Source organism: Enterobacter sp. RCC_40 (assembly GCF_041360735.1).
Classification (GTDB): Bacteria; Pseudomonadota; Gammaproteobacteria; order Enterobacterales; family Enterobacteriaceae; genus Enterobacter; species Enterobacter ludwigii.
This window is the reverse complement of record NZ_JBFUPR010000009.1, coordinates 1-21,261: the sequence shown is the minus strand read 5'-3', so window position 1 is coordinate 21,261 and position 21,261 is coordinate 1. Positions and strand designations below refer to the sequence as shown.

The window sequence follows — 21,261 nt, the reverse complement described above, 5'->3', positions numbered from 1 at the left end:
CGGGAAATATGTCGCCAACTTCACAGTATTTATAAATTCATAAAGTTTTATTGTTTGTGAAGTTTTTGGCTGTGTGTTGTTGCTTCATTCGTTGTAAATCAATTACTTAATTTCTTCGGCATTTAATGGCCTAAGACTTACAGGCAAACTTAACCATCAGGTCAGGGTTGAAATACGATCCTCAGGGGTGTAGAACACGCTCAGAACGCGATGGTTTTGTGGTTTTATTGCACAACTAACCGGTCTTAAATCACAAAATACATCGAGTTCGTAAAGTTTACTCACTGAGAGGCAAATCATGAAAAGGATTGCGTTTGGTTGCGATCACGTTGGCTTCATACTGAAAGAGGACATACTGGCCCATCTGCGTGGGCGTGGCGTAGAGGTGGTGGATAAGGGCACCTGGTCGCCCGAACGCACCGATTACCCGCATTATGCCAGCGCTGTTGCGACCTCCCTGCTCGACGGTGAGGTTGATGGCGGTATCTTAATTTGTGGTACCGGCGTTGGGATCTCTATTACGGCCAACAAATACCCCGGCATTCGTGCAGTGGTATGTAGTGAGCCTTATTCTGCGCAGCTTTCAAGGCAGCATAACAACACCAATATCCTGGCATTTGGCTCACGTGTTGTTGGCCTTGAGCTGGCAAAAATGATTGTCGATGCCTGGCTCAATGCAGAATTTGAGGGTGGGAGACATCAGGTGAGAGTGGAAGCGATAGGGGTGATTGAACAGGCGCAGAAATGAGATTCCTCCGCTACCCCAGCCAGCTGTTGTTCATTACCGTAAGGCCAGTCCACCTGCGAGTCTGGTCTTATGAAACGTTACTCTACCGCTCTGTTATTTGGTCTGCTGTCACTTACCAGCCAACTGGCTCACGCCGATGTTATTGATGAAGCCATTGGCAATATTCAGCAGGCGATCAACGATGCCTATAACCCCAGCAGCAGTCGCAGTAGCGATGACGACGACGATCGCTACGATCGCAGCCGCCAGACCGACAGCCGTCAGTATGACGATCGCCGCAGGCAACTGGAGGATCGCCGTCGCCGTCTGGATGAGCGTCAACGCCAGCTGGATGATGACAGACGTCAGTTAGAAGAAGATGAGCGCCGGTTAGAAGACGATTACGATCGCTGATACGCGCGGTTTAGCATCCATACGCCTCGCCCTCTCATTCAGAGAGGGAGTGACCTAATCCAGCAACAACGTCATTCCGTCATATCCCGCCTCGAACCCGTCGGGTAGCGGGTTATCCATCATCCATACGTCGAACTGATGACTGATATGGGTCAGGATCACCTGTGGACAGCCGATGATCTCATTTAAGGCAATAACCGTATTCAGATCGCAATGGTTGCGCGGCGTTTCGTCACGCGGCTCGTGACTGCAGTCGATGATCATCGCCTGCGGCCGGTTATTGAGCAGGAATTTTACCGTTTTATCAGGTAATCCGGCGGTGTCGGAGAGCCAGGCCACACGGCTGTGGGCGGACTCCAGCAGGTAGCCAAAGGTGATTTTCGAGTGATTCAGCGGCAGCGGCGTGACCCGCAGGCCCTGCAGTTCAAACACCACAAACGGCTCTACCGTATGGCTGAAATCCAGAATCCCCGGGTGTTTAAACAGGTCGTCACACCCCGCCTCGTCTGGTGGGCCGTACACCGGAACAGGGGCACCGACGCCCCAGCGCAGGGGGAACAGCCCCTGGACGTGATCCATATGGTAGTGGGTCAGTAAAAACTGCTGAAAGCTGCCTGCCGGCCAGTCGTCCATCAGGTGCGGGATACCGGCGTCCAGCAGCGTTACCGCATCGTTGAATTTGACTACCGCGCTACAGGGGCGACGGCGATGGTTATCCTGCAGACGCGCCCGGCGACACGCCGCGCAGTCGCAGCCAAACACCGGCACCAGCTGAGCGCTACCGGTTCCCGTTAACGTAATCGTCAGACTCATCGTGCACCTCTACAACAGTTTGGTGAAACGAAAATGGCTCTGCGTATACCCTTCACGCGCATAAAAACGGTGAGCGTCCAGGCGCTTCACGCTGGTGGATAGCTCTGTCAGTTCAGCGCCCGCCTGCCGCGCCACGTTCTCCGCCCAGGCCAACAGCTGGCTGCCCACCCTGAGACCGCGCGCCTGCGGCATGACCACCAGCTCCTGGATCTCGCCAATCCATCTGGCGTGGTGCAGGTGAAACTGCATATGCAGGCCAATCATGCCCACTACCTGGCCGTTTAATTCAGCCAGCTGGTAGCGCATATTGTGGTCCTGCAGATTGGCAAGATACCCGGCGTGGAACGCCTGATGATCAAACTCACTCTGCTTGAGTTCGCAAATCAGCGCGTAAACAATCTGCGCATCGTCGGCAGTGGCGGGGCGAAGCTGGCAGTCAGGCATGCTGTTTCTCCTTCTGACGGATAAGCGTTAAAAAGTTATCGACTGACTGTAGCAAACTTCCGTCGTTATTGAGGATATGACAGTTCGATGGGGTATAGCGCGCCGCACGTTCAAGCCGCTGCTCGATCTCTTTGGCGTTTTCGCGACCCCGGCTCTGCAACCGGCTGCGCAGCACATCAGGCGAGACCTGCAGACAGACCGGCAACAGCGCTGCTTCATAGCGAGCGCGCGCTTGTTGAAGGTGTGCGCGTGAGCCGTTGACCAACACGTCGAACCCGGCGTGCAGCCACAGGTCTGTCTCGATGCCTATCCCGTAGTAATAACCGTTGGCGTGCCAGCTGAGCGCCAGCAGATTTTGCCCGGCGCGCGTGAAAAATTCCGGCTCGCTCAGGGCGATATGGTTCTCACTCCCGGCATTCGCTGCACGGGTGATATAGCGGTGCGCAACCAGAAGCTGGGGATGTTCCCGCTGCCGTAACGCGGACAGCAGACTGTCCTTACCAGAGCCTGACGGCCCCATTAGCCAGATTAGTCTTCCCATCAGAACACCCGTTTCCCCTGACGCCAGACGTGGTCGATATGGATGTGCTCGCCCTTACGGTGAACCAGCACCAGATCCGCCCGTTTACCTTCAGCTATCTCTCCACGGTCGTGAAGATTGAGTGCCGTTGCCGGGTTTTTCGTTACCAGACGAATCGCCTGCGGCAGCGTAAAGCGATTGTTTTCGTCAGCCGCGACCCGGAAGGCGGCGTCCAGCAGGCTGGCGGGGTAGTAGTCGGACGAGAGGATATCCAGCAGACCTAGCGACGCGAGCGCGCTTGCCGCCACGTTGCCGGAGTGGGAGCCGCCGCGCACGATATTCGGCGCCCCCATCAGGACGTTCATGCCGTGGGTGCGGGAGGCTTCTGCTGCCTCAAACGTGGTGGGAAATTCAGCGATTACGCTGCCAAGCTGGTGCGATTCGCGCACATGTTCATGCGTCGCATCATCATGGCTGGCTAAGGCAATGTTGCGATCCCGACACATGGCGGCAATGGAGAGCCGGTTTGGTTGAGACCACTGCGCCGCAAGCTGTCGCTGTTCCTCTTCATAACGCGCCATTTCCTCGTTGGTCAGCGCGTATTTTCCCTGATAGTACTCGCGGTATTTCTCTATTCTGGCGAACTGACGCTGCCCCGGCGAGTGGTCCATCAACGAGACCAGTGAGACCGGCTCGCGGTCCACCAGCTTTTCAAACAGCGGCAGAGTGGTGTGATGCGGGAGTTCACACCGCAGGTGCAAACGATGCTCGGCGCGGTTAAGGCCGCGTTTTTGCGTCTCTTCCACGGCGTTGATCATCTTCTCAAGGTTTTCCAGACGGTCGCCGCCGTCGCGCACGTCGCCAATCGCTACGGCGTCCAGCACGGTAGTGATGCCGCTGGCGACCATCAGCGCGTCATGGCTGCTCATCGCGGAATGAGCTGGCCAGTCGACTTTCGGACGCGGGGTAAAGAATTTATCCAGATTATCGGTGTGCAGTTCGATAAGGCCCGGCAGCAGCCAGCCCCCTTCACCGTCCATCGCTTCCGGGGCGCGGCTCTGGGTTTCCGCAAAGGCGCGGATCTCTCCGGCCTGGATCTCAATCGAGCCATCAACGACTTCATTTTCCAGCACCAGCTTTACGTTATTCACGATCATGCGAGCGTCCCCATCGGGTGCAGCCTGTCTGCGACGCGGGAGCGAACGGTGTCGTCGTGGAAGATCCCCACGATCGCCGCGCCGCGTGCTTTGGCCTGTTCGATCAGTTCAACCACCGCCGCGCTGTTCTTACTGTCGAGCGAGGCAGTGGGTTCATCAAGCAGTAAAATCGGGTAGTCGACGATAAATCCGCGGGCGATATTCACCCGCTGCTGCTCGCCACCGGAAAAGGTCGACGGGGCAAGGTGCCAGAGGTGTTCCGGCACGTTCAGGCGCGTGAGCAGGCCGGCGGCTTTCGCGGCACAGGTCTCGCGCGGAACGCCCAGGTCCAGCAGCGGCTGCATGACCACGTCCAGGGCGGAGATCCGTGGGATCACCCGCAAAAACTGGCTGACCCAGCCGATCGTCGAGCGGCGCACGTCCAGCACCTTACGCGCCGGCGCTTGCACCAGATCGACCCATTCATTGCCATGACGAATATAGATATGGCCTTCGTCCGGCAGATAGTTGGCGTACAGGGAGCGCAGCAGCGTCGATTTGCCGCTGCCGGAATGGCCGTGCAACACCACGCATTCACCCTTGCTAACGTCCAGAGAGGCGCTGTGCAGGACCGGCAGGCGCACGCCGTTTTGCTGGTGGAGTACAAAGGTCTTACTGACATTTTCTACGCGGATCATGGGGGCCTCTTAATTCTGCAATACCGATGACACCAGCAGCTGGGTGTACGGATGGTGGGGATCGTCGAGTACGCGGTCGGTCAGCCCACTTTCCACCACCTGACCCTGCTTCATCACCAGAAGACGGTCCGCCAGCAGGCGGGCAACGCCTAAATCATGGGTGACAATCACCACGGCCAGGTTCAGTTCCACCACCAGGCCGCGCAGCAGGTCGAGCAGACGCGCCTGAACGGAGACGTCCAGCCCACCGGTGGGTTCATCCATAAACACCAGCTTCGGGTGAGTGACGAGATTGCGGGCAATCTGCAGGCGCTGCTGCATACCGCCGGAGAAGGTGGTGGGCAGGTCATCAATGCGCGAGGTGGGGATCTCCACATCGCTCAGCCATTGCTGTGCCGTGGCGCGGATGTTGCCATAATGGCGTGCGCCGGTGGCCATCAGCCTTTCACCGATATTGCCTCCGGCCGAGACCTGGCGGCGCAGGCCGTCCATGGGATGTTGATGCACCACGCCCCATTCGGTGCGCAGCAGGCGACGGCGTTCGGCCTCGCTCATGCCGTACAGCGACCGGCCCTCATATAAAATGTCGCCCTTTTGCGGCGTCAGTCGTGCAGAGATAGATTTCAGCAGGGTGGTTTTGCCCGAGCCGGACTCGCCGACAATGCCCAGCACCTCACCTGGCCACAGCTCAAACGAGACGTCGCTGAAGCCTTTGCCCGGCGCGTAAAGGTGGGTCAGGTTATTAACCGAAAGCAGCGGTTTCATTGGCTTTTCGCCTCGCTCTGTTGGCGGCAGAAGTCGGTGTCGGAGCAGACAAACATCCGTTTGCCCGTGTCATCCAGCACCACTTCGTCCAGATAGCTGTGTTTTGAGCCGCAAATGGCGCACGGCTCGTCCCACTCCTGCACCGTAAACGGGTGGTCGTCGAAATCGAGACTCTCCACGCGGGTGTAAGGCGGTACGGCGTAGATGCGTTTTTCACGCCCGGCACCAAACAGCTGCAGGGCAGGCATCATGTCCATCTTCGGGTTGTCGAATTTGGGGATGGGGGACGGGTCCATCACGTAGCGTCCATTGACCTTGACCGGATAGGCGTAGGTTGTGGCGATATGGCCGAAGCGGGCGATATCCTCATACAACTTCACCTGCATGACGCCGTACTCTTCCAGGGCGTGCATGGTGCGGGTTTCCGTTTCACGCGGCTCGATAAAGCGCAGGGGCTCCGGAATAGGCACCTGAAAAATCAAAATCTGATCTTCCGTCAGTGGCGTTTCCGGAATGCGGTGACGGGTCTGGATCAGCGTCGCATCTTCGGTTTTTTCGGTGGTATTGACGCCCGTCACGCGTTGAAAGAACTGGCGAATCGACACGGCGTTGGTGGTGTCATCAGCCCCCTGGTCGATGACCTTCAGCACGTCCGACTCGCCAATGACGCTGGCGGTCAGCTGAATGCCGCCGGTACCCCAGCCGTAAGGCATGGGCATTTCGCGGCCGCCGAACGGCACCTGATAACCGGGGATAGCCACCGCTTTCAAAATGGCGCGGCGGATCATGCGTTTGGTTTGTTCATCCAGATAAGCAAAGTTGTAGCCGCTTAAGTTAGTCATGTGCGCGCTCCCGTTGCAGGCGTTTCAGCAGTTCCAGTTCGGCCTGGAAATCGACGTAGTGCGGCAGCTTGAGGTGGGAAACGAAGCCCGCGGCCTCGACGTTATCCGCATGGGCCAGCACGAACTCCTCGTCCTGCGCCGGGCCGGAGACTGCTTCGCCGTAGTCCGGTGCCTGCAGGGCACGGTCGACCAGCGCCATCGCCATCGCCTTGCGCTCACTCATGCCGAACACCAGCCCGTAACCGCGGGTAAAATGTGGGGCCTCGTTCTCGGGGGCGACAAATCCATTCACCATTTCGCATTCGGTCATGAGCAGTTCGCCGACGTTCACTGCAAAACCCAGCTCTTCGGGCACGATCTCGACGTTAAGGAAGCCGCTACGAATCTCCGCCGCGAACGGATGGTTGCGGCCGTAGCCACGCTGGGTGGAGTAGGCCAGCGCCAGTAAATACCCCTCGTCGCCGCGCATCAGCTGCTGCAGGCGCGACGAGCGTGAACAGGGGTAAACCGGCGGCGTGCGGGTGATGTCGTCAGGTTGCGCGCCAGTATCGTCTTCGGCCTTCGCCAGACCCTGTTTCGCCAGCAGGCTAAAAACGTGCGGGGAGGGAACCTGCTCTGCATCCGAGGTGCTCAACTGGGGCGTTTCGCCGTTCGCCAGCAGGGTGAAATCCAGCAGACGGTGGGTGTAGTCATAGGTGGGCCCAAGCAGCTGGCCACCGGGGATGTCTTTATAGACCGCCGAAATACGACGTTCCAGACGCATTTCTGCTGTATTGATCGGTTCGCTCACCGCCAGTTTCGCCAGTGTGGTGCGATAAGCACGCAGCAGGAAGATGGCTTCGACGTTGTCGCCGCTGGCCTGTTTCAGCGCCAGCGCCGCCAGTTCGCGATCAGCGACGCCGCCTTCAGTCATTACCCGGTCGACGGCCAGATTGAGCTGCTGCTCAATCTGGGTGACGCTGAGCTCGGGAAGCGCGTCATCACCCCGTCGTCTGTGCGCCTGCAAGGCATGGGCGGCGGCGATAGCCTTCTCGCCCCCTTTGACGGCAACGTACATCAGCACACCTCCACATGAGTGGTACGAGGGATGGCCAGCAGGCGTTCTCCGCAGGTGAGGATCAGGTCAATACCGAGTGGGAACGGGTGCGGGCGTTCAGTCAGTTCATGAATGATGCACTCCGGCAGCTGTGGCGCGACCATGCGCTCTTCGGCAATACCCGCCCCCGTGAGTCGCAGCATGCGGCCACCGCTCAGGCTTGATACCTGCAAAATCAGCGTGGCGCTGGTCTCCGGTGCCACCGCGCTTCCTTCGCTCAGGGCATTAAGCTGCTCGTGGCTGATTTGCTCGTCGGCCACGGCAAACACCGCCTGCCGGGGCTGTTCAACCAGCGGGGCGTTGGTGTGAAAGCGCAGGTTCTGGCTGGCGATATCATTCGATAACGCGCCAGAGAGCCACACCGGGGTGTCGTTGTCGGCGAGCGTCAGCAGTACGCTGGTGGTCGCCAGATTCAGCGGCAGCCAACCCTGAGAGAGCTGATGCAGCGAGACGATGACGCCCGGCTCGCTCATGGCTTTCAGCAGGCGACGAAAACTTTGTTGGGCATCCTGGACGGCCAGGGTAAAAGCGGGTTGAAGCGTCATGCGTTATCTCCGCGAACGAGCGTAAAGAAGTCGACCCGGCTGGTGTTTATCTGGGCCTGGCGGGCGGCAATCAGTGCTGCACGGTCGGCTTCCAGCGGGGCAATAAGGGTTTCCATCAGGGTCTGGAAATGAGGTTGTTCCTGTAACAGGGCGTCAATCACCGCGCAGCGTTCGGCGTGTGGTTTGTCGCGCCCGAGCACGTAGCTGTAGCCCAGCGTGCCGCTGTTCAGGCGGATCACTGCGCGGGTGAGGGTGGCATCGCCGGCGAAGAAACGCTCACCGGTACCGCCCATACGCGCCTGGATCTGCACCAGACCGATTTCCGGCGCGCGGATGAGGTCATATTCCGGCGTCAGATTCAGCGCCTGCATGCGGTCCGAAAGCGCTGCGGGCTGGCTGTGCGCCAGGACGCCCATCCAGCGCTGGCGGGTGGAGGTATCGAAATGCATTCAGTGCTCCATGGTGAATTCGATCATGTCGGCGCGGGTCAGGCTGACGGAGTATTCCGTCGCGTCTATTTCGCCGTCACGGTGGTTGAGGGTGCGAACGCAGAGCAGCGGAGCCATGTTGGGGATCTCCAGCACGTTGCTCTCTTTGGCCTGCGCGCGGCGGGCGCTGATGCGCGTCTGGGTACGTTTAAGCGCGATGCCCGTGGCATCCTGAAGAAAATCATGCAGCGAGCCGCTGGAGAAATTTTGCAGCACCGGCCACAGCGCCAGGTCGGCGAAGTAGTGGTCTATCTGGCACACCGCCACGCCGTTGACCCGACGCAGGGTACGCAGGTGGATGACATTGTCGCCCTCCTGAATGCCCAGCGCGTCCGCGACGTGGCTTGAGGCCGGGCGCAGCACCGACAGCAGTTTTTCGCTGGTCGGGTGGCTGCCCTGATCCAGCAGGTTCTGGCTAAAACGCGCCTGCGCATTGAGCGGATAGTCAAACGGACGCATCAACACCAGCACGCCGACGCCCTGACGGCGCTGCACCCAGCCGCGCTCGACCAGCTGATCAATGGCGCGGCGCAGCGTGTGTCGGTTCACTTCATAGCGGTCGGCAAGCTGCTGCTCGGCAGGCAGGTAGTCTCCGCAGCGGTAGTGGGTGCGAAGTTCCACCTCGAGCTTTGCCGCTATCTCTTGCCAGCGGGTGGGGTAACTGGTCGGATGTCTGGATAAGTGCATACAAATCAAAGCCTCGCTTCTCAGATGAAGTGCTTACGCAAACGTTGAGACATAAAATCCAGCAGGCTGACGGTGATGATAATGAGCACCATCAGGGCGCAGGTTTGCTGGAACTGGAACCCGCGAATCGCTTCCCACAGCGTGACGCCAATACCGCCTGCGCCCACCATGCCGACGACGGTGGCGGAACGAACGTTGGATTCGAAACGGTACAGGGAGTAGGAGATCAGCAGCGGCATCACCTGGGGCAGTACGCCGAAGAGAATCTCTTCAATTTTGTTGGCGCCCGTTGCGCGGATCCCTTCGACCGGGCCCGGCTCGATAGCTTCCACCGCCTCGGAGAGCAGCTTGGAGAGCACGCCGGTGGTATGAATAAACAGCGCCATCACCCCGGCGAACGGACCCAGGCCGACGGCCACCACGAACAGCATGGCAAAGACCATTTCGTTGATGGCGCGGCAGGCGTCCATCAGGCGACGCATCGGCTGGTAAATCCACCACGGTACGATGTTCTCGGCACTCATCAGGCCGAACGGAACAGAAAGGATGACGGCCAGGGCGGTGCCCCAGACGGCGATTTGCAGAGTGACCGCCATTTCACTGAGGTAATCCTGCCACTGGCTGAAATCAGGCGGGAAGAAGTCGGCGGCAAAAGTGGCCATATTGCCGGCATCTTTAAACAGCAGCAGCGGATCCATTTCCGCGCCCTGCCAGGAGATAACGAGCACCGCAAGCAAAATGGCCCAGCTAAAAAGCGAGAACCAGCTGCGTTTCGGCGGTGGGAGGGTGATGGTTTGCATGTGTGCCCCTTTGGTCTGAATGCCCTCTCCCACCGGGAGAGGGCGGTAAGCGTTATTGCACCGCTTTATTCACGCTGCTCATGGCGCCGAGCGCCGCGGTCAGGCGGTCAAGGTCTTCGAGCTGAGCCTGAATCGCAGCCACTTTGCTGCTCTTCTCCTCCTCCTTCAGGCCCTTGTTGTCCTTCACGCCCTGCATCTCTTTAAACAGCGCCAGCTGGCGAATCGGGACCAGCTGCAGGTCGCTTGACGGGCGGAAAGGTGCCCAGCCCAGACGTTCCAGAACCGTTTTTTCTTCCGGCGTTTTGCCGTAATTCATAAAGAAGTCGTACACCTTGTCTTTGGTGGTCTCAGACAGGTTTTTGCGCCAGACGATGGGGTCGCCCGGGATCAGTGGGGATTTCCAGATAACCTTCAGCGCTTTCAGCTTGTCCGGTGCCGAGGTTTTCAGCTTGTCGAGGTTCTCGGTGTTGTTCGTGGCGACATCCACCTGCTTATTGGCCACGGCCAGCGCGTTGGTTTCATGGCTGGCGTTCACGGTGCGCTTAAACTCGCTGGCAGAGGCGTTGTTTTTAGCAAAGACGTAATAGCCCGGCACAAGGAAACCAGAGGTGGAGTTGGGATCGCCGTTACCAAACGTCAGCTCTTTACGTTTGGCGAGCATGTCGTTCAGGTTGTTGATGGGGCTGTCTTTATTGACGATCAGTACGCTCCAGTAACCCGGAGAGCCATCCGCGGCAACGGTCTGGGCAAAGACCTGGCCGTTCGCGCGATCCACCGCTTCCATGGCGGAGAGGTTGCCGTACCAGGCGATGTCGACTTTGTTAAAGCGCATCCCCTGGATGATGCCCGCATAGTCCGGGGCGAAGAAGGCGTTCACTTTGATCCCCAGTTTGGTTTCCATATCTTTCAGGAACGGTTCCCACTGAGGTTTCAGGTTCTGCTGTGATTCCGTCGAAATAATGCCAAAGTTCAGCGCTTTTTCCTGCTCCTGGGCGTACGCAGGGCTTAACAGAGTGCTTATGCTGAACATGCTGGTAAACGCCAGCGCGGCAACGGCTTTGTAGCTCATGTACTTTCCTCGGATCGGTTTTAATTAAGCAGCCTGCGCGTTCTCTTCGACGCGGTTAATGCTGCGGTAGAGATGGTCGAAACGGTCGTTATCAAACTGATGGCTTGGGCCATCAAAGAACACATGCCCCTGACGCAGCGCGACGATGCGCTCGCAATAGCGCAGGGCGTAGTCCACCTGGTGCAGCGTCACCACCACAGTGATGCCGTCGTTTAGGTTGATGTCGCGCAGGGTTTCCATCACGATGCGAGCCGATTCCGGGTCCAGCGAGGCGATGGGTTCATCGGCAAGAATGATTTGCGCTTTTTGCATCAGGGCACGGGCGATCGCCACGCGCTGCTGCTGTCCACCGGAAAGTGTGGAGACGCGCTGGTGGGCGAAATGCGCCATTCCGACGCGGGTCAGCGCCTGCAACGCTTCCTGCTTTTGAGAGGGGGAGAACCAGCGCAGACAGGTGCGCCAGAACGGGGTGCTGCCGAGCGCGCCAATCAGCACGTTCTCCAGTACCGTCAGGCGATTGACCAGGTTGAACTGCTGGAAGATATAGCCCGTCTGGGCGCGGCTTTTGCGGATATCCCGCGCCAGGCGTCCTGCACGCTGCACGGTGTTGCCCAGCAGCTCGACGTGGCTTTCTGAGGTCTTATCACAGGTGATAAGGCCGCTTAAATGACGCATAAGGGTGGATTTACCAGAGCCGGATGGCCCCAGGAGCGCCACCATTTCGCCCTGCTGGACGGTCAGATCAACGGCATGCAGGGCCTTGTTGTGATGAAAGGTCTTGCTCAGTTTCTCGACGCGGATAACAGTTTGCATATGCTGGGCCTCACAATAAATGTGGCCTCATGCTGGCGCATCAATATGACATTTGGGTTAAGTCTCGGTTGCGGGAGTTTGAAGAGTTGAGGGGAGTTTGATGACAGGCGGGGGCAGACTGCCCACCGCCAGAAGATCACTGCTGTTGCTTAACGACGTTAATCATCCACGGCACGCCGTATTTGTCGGTGACTTTACCGAAACCGTGCGCCCAGAAGGTCTCCTGCCAGGCCATTTCGATATGGCCTTCCGCGGCCAGATTGTCGAACCAGCGTTTGCCTTCTGCCACGTCCTGGGTGTCCAGCACCAGCGTGAACCCGGCATACTGCGCTTTGCTGCCGGGCGGCTGCCCATCACTCATCATGATATCGCTGCCCGCAATGCGAACATTCGAGTGGGCGATCGCCGAATCCGGAAACTGCATGCCAGACGGACAGCCTTCTTCGCTGCTGTCGCCTTTTGGCATTTCACCGAAGGTGATTTTATAGAGGAGCTCTGCGCCGACGGCGTGCTGATAAAAGGCGGAGGCCTCGGCACAGTTACCGGCGAAAGAGATGTAGGGACTTAACGGCATAATCTATACCTCACGTAAGAAGAGCCCGTTAAGTGTAGTTCTCGCCAGCCCGGTAAGCGAAGCGCCACCGGGCGGGTAAATCAGTTCTTTTTCACAAATTCTGATTTCAGTTTCATCGGGCCAAAGCCGTCAATTTTGCAGTCAATATTATGGTCGCCTTCTACCAGACGGATATTCTTCACTTTAGTGCCGATCTTCAGCATGGAAGAGCTGCCTTTAACCTTCAAATCTTTAATCACGGTGACGCTGTCGCCATCAGCCAGCAGATTACCGTTCGCATCTTTTACAACAAGCGTATCAGTATCGTGCGACGGCTCGGCGTCATTCCATTCGTGAGCGCATTCCGGGCAGATGAACATGCCATTATCTTCATAGGTGTATTCAGAATTGCATTTCGGGCAGTGTGGGAGTTGCATAAGGGTATCCTCAAAAAGTGCGTAACACGCTGGAAAGTGCCAGCAAAATGACGGCTGGGTGCCGAAAAAGGGGGCAAGTATAACGCAAATCCACACCGTTGTCGGTGATATTCTATTTAAAAAAAAAGCAAAAAGCGTGTCGCCAGTGACATTTCCTGTCAGTCAGTTAAGCGATGCTTACGGCATTAACACGGTGGAAAGAAATGGCAGTAAATATATCGAATATTTTATTGCAGCAAATTGCTACGCACCTCCATTTCGGATAAGGTGAAGCGACACATTGTTATTTATCTCCTGACTTCCCCGTCATCCATATCTTATGGCGGTGACGCATTACCTCTCTTTTTAGGTGGGTAAATAATGATGATATATCCTGAAGTTTCTTAAAAATGGGCCAGGCTTTTATCTTTTGGCTGTCATGCCAGAGGGGAAGCTTTACACGCCATGCAAGGATAGCGATTTATTTCTGATTATCTTCAATCAGTTATATTTCGGTGAACATGTTTTCCACACGTGATCATATAAGCCTGAACAACATAATTAAAACCAGTGGCTTAATAAAAGTAATAAATTTGCGTTAAGGAAAGGCTTTTATCATGCACACACAGACCATTTTTGAATTAAGCCAGGAAGCAGAGCGTTTGTTACAGCTCGCCCTGCAAAATCTTGATACGTTGAAATCAATGCCGACGGCGAAGCTGGAAAGCACCGCCGCAGCCATTACGGGTGAAAAGAACAACGTCTTACCTTTGCATTTTAGTGCGCGGGGTGTCGAAGCCCAGCAGGCTATGCTGAATAATGAATTACGCAAAATAACCCGTCTGGAAATGGTGCTGGCAATTGTGGGTACCATGAAGGCGGGGAAATCGACCACCATTAATGCCATTGTCGGAACCGAAGTGTTGCCGAACCGCAACCGCCCGATGACGGCGCTTCCGACATTGATTCGTCATACGCCGGGTCAGAAAGAGCCGGTGCTCCATTTTGCTCACGTCTCTCCTATCGATGAATTAATCCTCCTGTTACAGAAAAAGCTCTGCGATTACGATCGCGGGAAGCTGGCGCAGCGTCTGGAAATTGATAAGGACATGATTACGCTGCTGGAAAGAATTGAAAAAGGTGAGGCTTTCGAGAAGCATCACCTTGGTGCGCAGCCGATATTTCATTGTCTGAAAAGCCTTAACGACCTGGTGAGGCTCTCACAGGCGTTGGGCGTCGAGTTTCCGTTCTCTGAATATGCGGCCATCGAACACATTCCGGTGATTGAAGTGGAGTTCGTACATCTCGCGGGTCTGGATGCCCACCTTGGGCAACTGACGCTGCTTGATACCCCCGGGCCGAATGAGGCCGGGCAACCGCATCTGCAAAAAATGCTGAGCGAGCAGTTATCCCGCGCGTCGGCGGTGCTGGCGGTGATGGATTACACCCAGCTCAAATCGATTTCCGATCAAGAGGTCCGGCAGGCCATCTCAGTTGCCGGTAAATCGGTGCCGCTGTATGCGCTGGTTAATAAATTCGATCAGAAAGATCGTAACAGCGACGATGAAGAACAGGTTAAAGCGATGATCTCCGGCACCTTAATGAAAGGGAATATTTCGCCGGGGCAAATTTATCCCGTTTCGTCGATGTGGGCGTATCTGGCGAACCGCGCCCGTTATGAGATGACTACCCACGGTCAGCTACCGGATCACAAGGAGCAGCGCTGGGTTCAGGATTTTGCCGAAGCCGCGTTGGGACGCCGCTGGCGTACGGAGGATTTGGACGACATCGACCATATTCGTCATGCTGCCGATTTGCTGTGGGAAGATTCGTTATTTGAACAGCCGATCCGCAAGCTTATTTATGCCGCCTATGCCAATGCATCGCTCTTCGCCCTGCGTTCGGCGTCGCATAAGCTGCTTAACTACGCCCAAAATGCCCGGGAGTACCTGGACTTCCGCTACCAGGGGCTGACGGTCGCTTTTGAGGCACTGGAATTGAATATCGCGCGCCTGGAAGAGGACATGGCCCTGCTGCATACGCGTCAGCGCGTGGTGAGCGACGAAGTGAAGCATGAAGTGGAGCAGGCGCTTAACGCCACCGCTGACTTTATGATGTCGCAGAATACTTCACTCCAGCAGGCGATTAGCCATGTGTTTAGCGCCCGCTCTGTTCTCGACCTGGCTGGCATCGAACCGCGGGATCTTCGCCGTGACGAGCCGCAGGCGCTGAAACAGCTGGTACTGGATGATGAAGGGCAGGCGCAAATTGCGCTGAGTAAAATCCGCTCCTCCTGCGAGCTGATCATGCTGGATGCGCAGACGAAGATCGGCCGGGAGCTGGCGTTACGCTTCGATCAACTGGAGTCGACGCTGGCGCGTTCGCTGAATGAAGCCATGCGGCCAATCGAAACGCGTATTAAAGAACAACTCAGCCATGCGGGTTTTCGCGCGCGGATAAGCTTCCCGGCGTTTCAGGCGCATCAACTTAACTTCAACACCCGGGCGCTGTTTAACGATGCGATTGCGCAGGATCACCGCCCGGCAGGCCAGCCAGCGGGCGCGGCGAGCATGCGTGAAACCGTCTCTCGCTGGCTGAATAACCCGGGCTGGGGCTGGGAAGATTATGTTGTCGCACGAACACGCTATGTCATTGATATTGAACAGCTTAATGAAAAATTCAAGCAGCATATCGATCAGTTCTGTGAACAAATCCGTAAAGCTTTGACCGCCCAGGTCGATGTCTCTGTTACGGCGGGGATGGCAACGTTCTTTGCGGAATTTTCGTTATGCCTGACCGGGTTACAGGAAAGTTTGCGTGATAGCCTCGCAGTACGTCAGCAAAATGAGCATTCGACCCGAGCGCTCAGCCAGCTGTTAAAGCAAAGTATCACGACTGCGACGTGGATACAGGAAGATACCCGACTGTTACGCGATGATATTCAAACCCTATTCGCGGCAGAACAACCATGACAACACAACTACTGGACGGCCCCGGGCGAACGCTGGAGTGTATTCATCCAAAATTTATGGTCGATCTGGTTCAGGGGGTGGACGCGGCGCGTCATCCCCACCCGGGACCACAACAGCTGCAGTTTCGTGAGCGTTTGACCCAGGAGATCATGACGCATACCCGGCTACGGCCCTGGGCGATGGCGGGTATGCTTAATGAAAATGCGGCGCTGCGCCTGGGGCTGGCGGAAAAGCTGGCCGGTATGCTTGACCCCGGGCACCTTGCGCTGACGCTGATGGCAGACAAATTGATTGCGCTGCGTCAGCAGACTAACCCGCGGGCCCAGCAATCGCCCGGCCTGATTCAGCAGTACGCTGAGCTTTCCGCTCATTTTACGCAACGAGCCGCCTATAAAGAGAAGGCGCTCTCCCAGCGAGGGCTGACGGTGCAGGCGGGTGAGCACAGCGAACAAATTTTTACCCGCTGGCGAGCCGGTCACTACGATGGCTGGTCGCTGGCCGGGCGTTGCTATGTCGTCCTGGAAGAGCTGCGCTGGGGTGCATTTGGTGATGCCTGTCGCCTGGCGAATGAAGACGTGGCGGCGATGCTCAAGGATAACTTACGCAGTATGGCGGCAAACTATCTTGCGCAGGGCATCAACGCTTCTCCTTCCACCCGCCATTTCTACCATCAGTGGCTGACAACGCCCGCGTCGCCGGGATTGATAGATCATAAAGACATGCTCGGCTGGCTGGGCGACTGGTGTCAGGCGGATAACCATCCGGTGAGCTGGTCGGTGACGCAAAGCTGGCACACTGTCGCGCTGGGTATGCCGAGGCTGTGCTCGGCAAAACGGCTTGTGGATGGGATGGTGGAAGAGATTTTTGGTGGCTGAAATCCCCCTCTCACCGGGAGGGGGAGCACTGGTTAGTGGTGTGTTTCAACAGGCTTAGGCTCTGTCTGAACCTCAGCAACATGTCCGACGCGTTTTGCGTACAGTGCGGTGATGATGGGAACCAGAATCGCGGTCACAATCACGCTGGCTGCAACCAGTGCCGTCGCGGACGCAGCCACCGGTTCAAAAGCCGGATTAATCTGCGCAATGATCACCGGGTTGGCTACGGCTGCACCTGCGGCTGAAGAGGCGGCGATCCCCGCCGTTCCGTTTCCTCCCCCAATGACCCGGTCGGCAATAATCAGCGGAATACCGGTGATGATGATCACCGCCACGCCCAGCACGATACCCAGCAGACCCGTATCGAGGATGACATTCAGGTTGATGGTGTTACCCAGCGCAAAACCGAAGAACGGGATCAGCACCGGCGTGGCTTTGCTGAAGAAATCACGCAGATCGTGATCCAGGTTACCCAGAGCAAAACCGATCAGGAAGGGCAGGATCGCGCCGATAAAGTGGTGGGGTTCAAAGGACGCCAGGCCAGCAGAGCCCAGAATCAGCATGGTCATCAGCGGACCGGACTCCAGAGACATCAGGACAAATGCACCTGACTCTTCTTTGGTGCCGTACTGGTTCATCAGGCTGGCATACAAACCGCCGTTGGTCATATCCATCGCAGAGACAATTGCCAGAACCGATAATCCGGCGAAGAATCCGGTCTGAATTCCATTCTCCGGAATGAACATCGCACAGATCATTGCCACTACCCAGGCCACGGCAATTTTCGTAATCACCAGCGTGCCGGATTTCCGTAATACGGTGCCTGTTGCCCGTAAATTAATTGAAGCGCCGATACAAAAGAACCAGACGGCCAGAATGGGAACGGTGCCCGTAATCATCCCTTTTGTGAACCCGCCAAAATAAGCGCCGGTTTCAGGAGCCAGGGTATTCAGGATAGCGCCCAGTACAAGTGGAACCAGCATCATACCGCCCGGTATGCGTTCAATCGTGGCTTTAATCTTCATAGATAACCCTCAAATCGTATCCCGCATGGCGGGCGGCAAAAACTAAAAAATAAATCAATAAATTCAATGAATTGAATGTCTCTGGGTTCGATGGCGTCATTACCCATGCAATAAAACTAAAAAAGCGATCCTGGTAAACGCGGTGCCACAGCACCGGGAACATGCTATTCGGAATTATCATGCGATCATTGGAATGATGATTCAATGAAAATAAAACAGTGTTTTAGTTATCTACATCACATATTGACGTAAACGTTTTAAACGCGCGTCGGAGGGTTAGAATTTATGTAAATCTGATGTGAAGTAATGGGGTTTCATTTTCCGTTGTACGGGAAATAATGACGTGTGTGAGGATGTGTTTTTATGGCGATTGAGAACGTGCAGATTTGCGCTAATTGACAAAAACTGCAGCCAGCTGACGTAACATAAATATATGTGTGAAGTTGATCACAAATATAAACGCTGGTAGGGTAAAAAGGTCATTAACTGCCCAGGCAGGCGTCAACAGGTTCGGTTGTATCGACGTAAAACGTCAATGTAAGTAAACCTGCTACGCTTGAATAAGGCGATTCGCATGGAGCGGATCCCATGGTTCACAGATCGCATACGGGACTGTGAAACGGACAGGGCCGAGTCTACGAGGATAGCTATGCTCAGAAGGAAAAAAATCAAACCCATCACGCTTCGCGACGTCACCATTATTGATGATGCCAAACTGCGCAAAGCGATCACCGCCGCCTCGCTGGGTAATGCGATGGAATGGTTCGATTTTGGTGTTTACGGCTTTGTGGCCTATGCGTTAGGTAAAGTGTTCTTCCCCGGCGCCGACCCCAGTCTGCAGATGATTGCCGCGCTGGGTACGTTCTCCGTCCCCTTCCTGATTCGCCCGCTGGGTGGTCTGTTCTTCGGTATGCTTGGCGATAAATATGGTCGCCAGAAGATCCTTGCTATCACCATTGTCATTATGTCGATCAGTACGTTCTGTATCGGCCTGATACCGTCCTATGCCAGCATCGGTATTTGGGCTCCGATTCTGCTGCTGCTTTGTAAGATGGCCCAGGGCTTCTCCGTAGGCGGTGAGTATACGGGTGCCTCTATCTTTGTCGCAGAGTATTCCCCGGACCGTAAGCGCGGCTTTATGGGAAGCTGGCTGGACTTCGGCTCGATTGCCGGGTTTGTCCTGGGTGCGGGCGTGGTGGTGCTGATTTCTACCGTCGTCGGTGAAGAGAACTTCCTCTCCTGGGGCTGGCGTATTCCATTCTTCCTGGCGCTGCCGTTAGGGATTATCGGTCTTTACCTGCGTCATGCTCTTGAAGAAACGCCGGCGTTCCAGCAGCACGTTGAGAAGCTGGAGCAGGGCGACCGCGAAGGGCTGCAGGATGGCCCGAAAGTCTCCTTTAAAGAGATTGCGACGAAGCACTGGCGCAGCCTGCTGACCTGTATTGGTCTGGTCATCTCCACGAACGTGACCTACTACATGTTGTTGACCTACATGCCGAGCTATCTGTCGCATAACCTGCACTATTCAGAAGACCACGGTGTGCTGATTATCATCGCCATCATGGTGGGTATGCTGTTTGTGCAGCCGATTATGGGGCTGTTGAGCGACCGCTTTGGCCGTCGACCGTTCATTATTCTGGGGAGTGTCGCGCTGTTTGCCCTGGCAATCCCGGCCTTTATTCTGATTAACAGTAATGTGCTGGGTCTGATTTTTGCCGGTCTGCTGATGCTGGCGGTGATCCTTAACTGCTTTATCGGGGTGATGGCCTCGACGCTGCCTGCGATGTTCCCGACACACATTCGGTACAGTGCGCTGGCGGCTGCCTTTAACATCTCGGTGCTGATTGCCGGTCTGACCCCGACGCTTGCCGCCTCTCTGGTGGAAAGTACGCAGAACCTGATGATGCCGGCTTATTACCTGATGGTTATCGCGGTGATTGGTTTGATTACCGGTATTACCATGAAGGAGACGGCGAATCGTCCTCTTAAAGGGGCCACGCCTGCGGCGTCTGATATCCAGGAAGCGAAAGAGATCCTGCGCGAACACTACGATAATGTAGAGCAGAAGATTGAAGACATTGATGCAGAGATTGAAGAGCTGCAGCAAAAACGCTCCCGCCTGGTGGACCAGCATCCACGAATCAACGAGTAATAAAAAAACCCGCCGCTGGCGGGTTTTCTTTTATTAGCAGCCTGCGGCGATGTAATCGCCATTGGCGCTGATGGGGAGTACCGTCAGGAACAGCACGGTCGCGAACAGGATCAGGACTATTCCTCCGGCTATTTTAAAGACCGGAACCAGCCAGCTGAGTGAAGCCCCGCCGCCAAACCAGGCCACCGTCCGCTCTCGGGCATAACGTACCGCCAGTGAGAGGCCCATAATCGACAACGCCGTTCCCAGCGACATGGTCATGACCGCGGCCATCCCCCAGGTAACAATACCCAGCGCATTTGAAAACATCAGGATCATGATCGCCCCGCTGCACGGACGCGCACCAATCGCCAGTATGACGCCCAACCGGGTTTTCCAGTCGCTTTGCGCCAGGTCTGCACCTACACCGTGATGACCACAACCACAGTGTTCATTATGTTGATGAAGGGGCGTGATGGCTGAGATAGCCATCCGGCGAGGTCGCAGGCTTTTCAGCGCCTGGTAAATGACAAATACACCAAATGCACCGATGAGCACCGCGGTTATCTTCTCGACGTACCAGCGGCTGGTACTGATATCCCCCGATGCGAGGTTAAACCCTACCGCCAGAATAAAGACAAAGAGAATGGCGCTGACGCCCTGCATCAGGCTGCCAAGAAAAGGAACGACCCGGGCGGCCCGTTCGCTTTCTTTATTTGTCGTGAGGTAGGTCGTCACAATGAATTTCCCATGCCCCGGCCCGATGGCGTGCAATACGCCATAGAAGAAGGCGCCGGTTAATAGCCATAACCCGCCGCTGTACTGGTGGTTGTTAAGCTGGAGCAGGTACATCACCAGATAACGGTGCAGGGTAATTTGCGTGGCAAGGCACCACTGAAGAAAGGTGTTCCAGTGCGTATGCAGGGTAAACCCGGCTAAGAGGATCGCCAGCAACATGATGCCTGCTGTAGGAAGGCGCCAGTCACGCGTCAGTTGTTGTGTGGTCATGGGGTGGCCTGGTGGGGGAATATTTGTCGCTAGTATAGTTGATCTTGCCTGTTAATCCGTAGGATCGCACAGAGATCCCGCCTCAATTGTGGATAAGTCTGTGTGTAAAAGGGTATAAAGCGGGGTTTTGCTGGGGAATACAGCAGTCAGTCATCTTTTTGCAACTTTTAGGTTGCGGCCTGCAGAGAACTCCCTATAATGCGCCTCCATCGACACGGCAGATGTGAATCACTTCACAGTTAACCCGGTCGGTTGAAGAGAAAAAATCCTGAACTTCAGGGTTGACTCTGAAAGAGGAAAGCGTAATATACGCCACCTCGCGACGGTGAGCTGTAAGCCGCGTCGCAACTGCTCTTTAACAATTTATCAGACAATCTGTGTGGGCACTCAAAGTGACATGGATTCTTAACGTCTTCGGACAAAA

23 protein-coding genes are annotated in these 21,261 nt (G+C 56.1%); 5 read left to right on the top strand and 18 right to left on the bottom strand.

Annotated features, from left to right (window positions below; genetic code table 11):
- Positions 1-298 precede the first annotated feature (298 nt).
- Entirely contained in the window at positions 299-748 is a 450-nt protein-coding gene (gene rpiB / locus AB6731_RS21080) for a bifunctional allose-6-phosphate isomerase/ribose-5-phosphate isomerase RpiB (RefSeq protein ID WP_032681899.1), read from the top strand.
- A gap of 69 nt (positions 749-817) precedes the next feature.
- On the top strand, positions 818-1,141 hold the full coding sequence (gene yjdP, locus AB6731_RS21075) for a DDRRRQL repeat protein YjdP (protein ID WP_014168254.1): 324 nt from the start codon (positions 818-820) through the stop codon (positions 1,139-1,141).
- A 54-nt stretch (positions 1,142-1,195) separates the two neighbouring features.
- Here the strand turns inward: yjdP and phnP are convergent, their stop codons facing one another.
- The 16 genes from phnP to AB6731_RS20995 form a co-directional block, all read right to left on the bottom strand.
- Positions 1,196-1,954 carry a phosphonate metabolism protein PhnP gene (gene phnP / locus AB6731_RS21070; RefSeq protein ID WP_040018698.1) on the bottom strand — a complete coding sequence of 253 codons (759 nt, stop codon included), beginning with the start codon at positions 1,952-1,954 and terminating at the stop codon, positions 1,196-1,198.
- A gap of 9 nt (positions 1,955-1,963) precedes the next feature.
- Positions 1,964-2,398 carry an aminoalkylphosphonate N-acetyltransferase gene (phnO, locus tag AB6731_RS21065; RefSeq protein ID WP_014168256.1) on the bottom strand — a complete coding sequence of 145 codons (435 nt, stop codon included), beginning with the start codon at positions 2,396-2,398 and terminating at the stop codon, positions 1,964-1,966.
- Positions 2,391-2,942: a ribose 1,5-bisphosphokinase gene (phnN, locus tag AB6731_RS21060; protein ID WP_040018699.1), complete on the bottom strand. Its 552-nt coding sequence runs from the start codon at positions 2,940-2,942 to the stop codon at positions 2,391-2,393. Before phnN ends, phnO begins: the two co-directional genes overlap by 8 nt.
- Entirely contained in the window at positions 2,939-4,075 is a 1,137-nt protein-coding gene (phnM, locus tag AB6731_RS21055) for an alpha-D-ribose 1-methylphosphonate 5-triphosphate diphosphatase (protein ID WP_014168258.1), read from the bottom strand. The genes phnN and phnM overlap by 4 nt, the downstream gene beginning before the upstream one ends.
- Entirely contained in the window at positions 4,072-4,752 is a 681-nt protein-coding gene (phnL, locus tag AB6731_RS21050) for a phosphonate C-P lyase system protein PhnL (protein WP_014168259.1), read from the bottom strand. Before phnL ends, phnM begins: the two co-directional genes overlap by 4 nt.
- Positions 4,753-4,761: 9 nt before the next feature.
- Positions 4,762-5,517 (bottom strand): phosphonate C-P lyase system protein PhnK, encoded by a 756-nt coding sequence (phnK, locus tag AB6731_RS21045; protein WP_020882816.1) that lies wholly within the window; start codon positions 5,515-5,517, stop codon positions 4,762-4,764.
- Positions 5,514-6,359 carry an alpha-D-ribose 1-methylphosphonate 5-phosphate C-P-lyase PhnJ gene (phnJ, locus tag AB6731_RS21040; protein WP_014168261.1) on the bottom strand — a complete coding sequence of 282 codons (846 nt, stop codon included), beginning with the start codon at positions 6,357-6,359 and terminating at the stop codon, positions 5,514-5,516. Before phnJ ends, phnK begins: the two co-directional genes overlap by 4 nt.
- Complete coding sequence (locus AB6731_RS21035; protein WP_025206371.1) at positions 6,352-7,416, bottom strand: carbon-phosphorus lyase complex subunit PhnI; 1,065 nt, start codon at positions 7,414-7,416, stop codon at positions 6,352-6,354. Before AB6731_RS21035 ends, phnJ begins: the two co-directional genes overlap by 8 nt.
- Positions 7,416-8,000, bottom strand: coding sequence for a phosphonate C-P lyase system protein PhnH (gene phnH / locus AB6731_RS21030; RefSeq protein ID WP_014168263.1), 585 nt, complete (start codon positions 7,998-8,000; stop codon positions 7,416-7,418). The genes AB6731_RS21035 and phnH overlap by 1 nt, the downstream gene beginning before the upstream one ends.
- A complete protein-coding gene (gene phnG / locus AB6731_RS21025; protein WP_020882814.1) occupies positions 7,997-8,449 on the bottom strand; it encodes a phosphonate C-P lyase system protein PhnG in 453 nt (150 codons plus the stop codon). The genes phnH and phnG overlap by 4 nt, the downstream gene beginning before the upstream one ends.
- Positions 8,450-9,175 (bottom strand): phosphonate metabolism transcriptional regulator PhnF, encoded by a 726-nt coding sequence (gene phnF / locus AB6731_RS21020; RefSeq protein ID WP_032679404.1) that lies wholly within the window; start codon positions 9,173-9,175, stop codon positions 8,450-8,452.
- A 20-nt stretch (positions 9,176-9,195) separates the two neighbouring features.
- Positions 9,196-9,975 (bottom strand): phosphonate ABC transporter, permease protein PhnE, encoded by a 780-nt coding sequence (gene phnE, locus AB6731_RS21015; protein WP_025206369.1) that lies wholly within the window; start codon positions 9,973-9,975, stop codon positions 9,196-9,198.
- A 52-nt stretch (positions 9,976-10,027) separates the two neighbouring features.
- Positions 10,028-11,044 carry a phosphonate ABC transporter substrate-binding protein gene (gene phnD, locus AB6731_RS21010; RefSeq protein ID WP_014168267.1) on the bottom strand — a complete coding sequence of 339 codons (1,017 nt, stop codon included), beginning with the start codon at positions 11,042-11,044 and terminating at the stop codon, positions 10,028-10,030.
- A 24-nt stretch (positions 11,045-11,068) separates the two neighbouring features.
- Positions 11,069-11,857 (bottom strand): phosphonate ABC transporter ATP-binding protein, encoded by a 789-nt coding sequence (gene phnC / locus AB6731_RS21005; RefSeq protein ID WP_014168268.1) that lies wholly within the window; start codon positions 11,855-11,857, stop codon positions 11,069-11,071.
- A gap of 136 nt (positions 11,858-11,993) precedes the next feature.
- Positions 11,994-12,431 (bottom strand): VOC family metalloprotein YjdN, encoded by a 438-nt coding sequence (gene yjdN, locus AB6731_RS21000; protein WP_014168269.1) that lies wholly within the window; start codon positions 12,429-12,431, stop codon positions 11,994-11,996.
- 80 nt (positions 12,432-12,511) lie between these two features.
- Positions 12,512-12,847 carry a zinc ribbon domain-containing protein YjdM gene (locus tag AB6731_RS20995; RefSeq protein WP_020882810.1) on the bottom strand — a complete coding sequence of 112 codons (336 nt, stop codon included), beginning with the start codon at positions 12,845-12,847 and terminating at the stop codon, positions 12,512-12,514.
- A gap of 596 nt (positions 12,848-13,443) precedes the next feature.
- Between AB6731_RS20995 and crfC the strand changes: the two genes are divergently transcribed.
- Positions 13,444-15,798, top strand: a complete 2,355-nt coding sequence (gene crfC / locus AB6731_RS20990; protein WP_063157157.1) for a clamp-binding protein CrfC — start codon at positions 13,444-13,446, stop codon at positions 15,796-15,798.
- Complete coding sequence (locus tag AB6731_RS20985; RefSeq protein WP_014168272.1) at positions 15,795-16,673, top strand: diguanylate cyclase regulator RdcB family protein; 879 nt, start codon at positions 15,795-15,797, stop codon at positions 16,671-16,673. Before crfC ends, AB6731_RS20985 begins: the two co-directional genes overlap by 4 nt.
- A 32-nt stretch (positions 16,674-16,705) precedes the next feature.
- Here AB6731_RS20985 and kdgT read toward each other — a convergent pair whose 3' ends face one another.
- Positions 16,706-17,698 carry a 2-keto-3-deoxygluconate transporter gene (gene kdgT / locus AB6731_RS20980; protein ID WP_014168273.1) on the bottom strand — a complete coding sequence of 331 codons (993 nt, stop codon included), beginning with the start codon at positions 17,696-17,698 and terminating at the stop codon, positions 16,706-16,708.
- 649 nt (positions 17,699-18,347) lie between these two features.
- On the opposite strand from kdgT, the gene proP reads away from it, so the two are divergent.
- Complete coding sequence (gene proP / locus AB6731_RS20975; RefSeq protein ID WP_020882807.1) at positions 18,348-19,850, top strand: glycine betaine/L-proline transporter ProP; 1,503 nt, start codon at positions 18,348-18,350, stop codon at positions 19,848-19,850.
- A 33-nt stretch (positions 19,851-19,883) separates the two neighbouring features.
- Here proP and AB6731_RS20970 read toward each other — a convergent pair whose 3' ends face one another.
- On the bottom strand, positions 19,884-20,837 hold the full coding sequence (locus tag AB6731_RS20970) for a nickel/cobalt transporter (RefSeq protein WP_063157156.1): 954 nt from the start codon (positions 20,835-20,837) through the stop codon (positions 19,884-19,886).
- Positions 20,838-21,261 lie beyond the last annotated feature (424 nt).

What these genes read in the sequence shown, in the direction of transcription:
- phnP (WP_040018698.1), bottom strand. Translation starts at nt 1,954, where the DNA reads ATGAGTCTGACGATTACGTTAACGGGAACCGGTAGCGCTCAGCTGGTG.
- phnK (WP_020882816.1), bottom strand. Translation starts at nt 5,517, where the DNA reads ATGAAACCGCTGCTTTCGGTTAATAACCTGACCCACCTTTACGCGCCG.
- AB6731_RS21035 (WP_025206371.1), bottom strand. Translation starts at nt 7,416, where the DNA reads ATGTACGTTGCCGTCAAAGGGGGCGAGAAGGCTATCGCCGCCGCCCAT.
- yjdP (WP_014168254.1), top strand. Translation starts at nt 818, where the DNA reads ATGAAACGTTACTCTACCGCTCTGTTATTTGGTCTGCTGTCACTTACC.
- phnH (WP_014168263.1), bottom strand. Translation starts at nt 8,000, where the DNA reads ATGACGCTTCAACCCGCTTTTACCCTGGCCGTCCAGGATGCCCAACAA.
- phnG (WP_020882814.1), bottom strand. Translation starts at nt 8,449, where the DNA reads ATGCATTTCGATACCTCCACCCGCCAGCGCTGGATGGGCGTCCTGGCG.
- phnM (WP_014168258.1), bottom strand. Translation starts at nt 4,075, where the DNA reads ATGATCGTGAATAACGTAAAGCTGGTGCTGGAAAATGAAGTCGTTGAT.
- AB6731_RS20985 (WP_014168272.1), top strand. Translation starts at nt 15,795, where the DNA reads ATGACAACACAACTACTGGACGGCCCCGGGCGAACGCTGGAGTGTATT.
- AB6731_RS20970 (WP_063157156.1), bottom strand. Translation starts at nt 20,837, where the DNA reads ATGACCACACAACAACTGACGCGTGACTGGCGCCTTCCTACAGCAGGC.
- phnC (WP_014168268.1), bottom strand. Translation starts at nt 11,857, where the DNA reads ATGCAAACTGTTATCCGCGTCGAGAAACTGAGCAAGACCTTTCATCAC.
- phnL (WP_014168259.1), bottom strand. Translation starts at nt 4,752, where the DNA reads ATGATCCGCGTAGAAAATGTCAGTAAGACCTTTGTACTCCACCAGCAA.
- yjdN (WP_014168269.1), bottom strand. Translation starts at nt 12,431, where the DNA reads ATGCCGTTAAGTCCCTACATCTCTTTCGCCGGTAACTGTGCCGAGGCC.
- phnF (WP_032679404.1), bottom strand. Translation starts at nt 9,175, where the DNA reads ATGCACTTATCCAGACATCCGACCAGTTACCCCACCCGCTGGCAAGAG.
- phnO (WP_014168256.1), bottom strand. Translation starts at nt 2,398, where the DNA reads ATGCCTGACTGCCAGCTTCGCCCCGCCACTGCCGACGATGCGCAGATT.
- phnD (WP_014168267.1), bottom strand. Translation starts at nt 11,044, where the DNA reads ATGAGCTACAAAGCCGTTGCCGCGCTGGCGTTTACCAGCATGTTCAGC.
- kdgT (WP_014168273.1), bottom strand. Translation starts at nt 17,698, where the DNA reads ATGAAGATTAAAGCCACGATTGAACGCATACCGGGCGGTATGATGCTG.
- rpiB (WP_032681899.1), top strand. Translation starts at nt 299, where the DNA reads ATGAAAAGGATTGCGTTTGGTTGCGATCACGTTGGCTTCATACTGAAA.
- AB6731_RS20995 (WP_020882810.1), bottom strand. Translation starts at nt 12,847, where the DNA reads ATGCAACTCCCACACTGCCCGAAATGCAATTCTGAATACACCTATGAA.
- phnJ (WP_014168261.1), bottom strand. Translation starts at nt 6,359, where the DNA reads ATGACTAACTTAAGCGGCTACAACTTTGCTTATCTGGATGAACAAACC.
- phnE (WP_025206369.1), bottom strand. Translation starts at nt 9,975, where the DNA reads ATGCAAACCATCACCCTCCCACCGCCGAAACGCAGCTGGTTCTCGCTT.
- proP (WP_020882807.1), top strand. Translation starts at nt 18,348, where the DNA reads ATGCTCAGAAGGAAAAAAATCAAACCCATCACGCTTCGCGACGTCACC.
- crfC (WP_063157157.1), top strand. Translation starts at nt 13,444, where the DNA reads ATGCACACACAGACCATTTTTGAATTAAGCCAGGAAGCAGAGCGTTTG.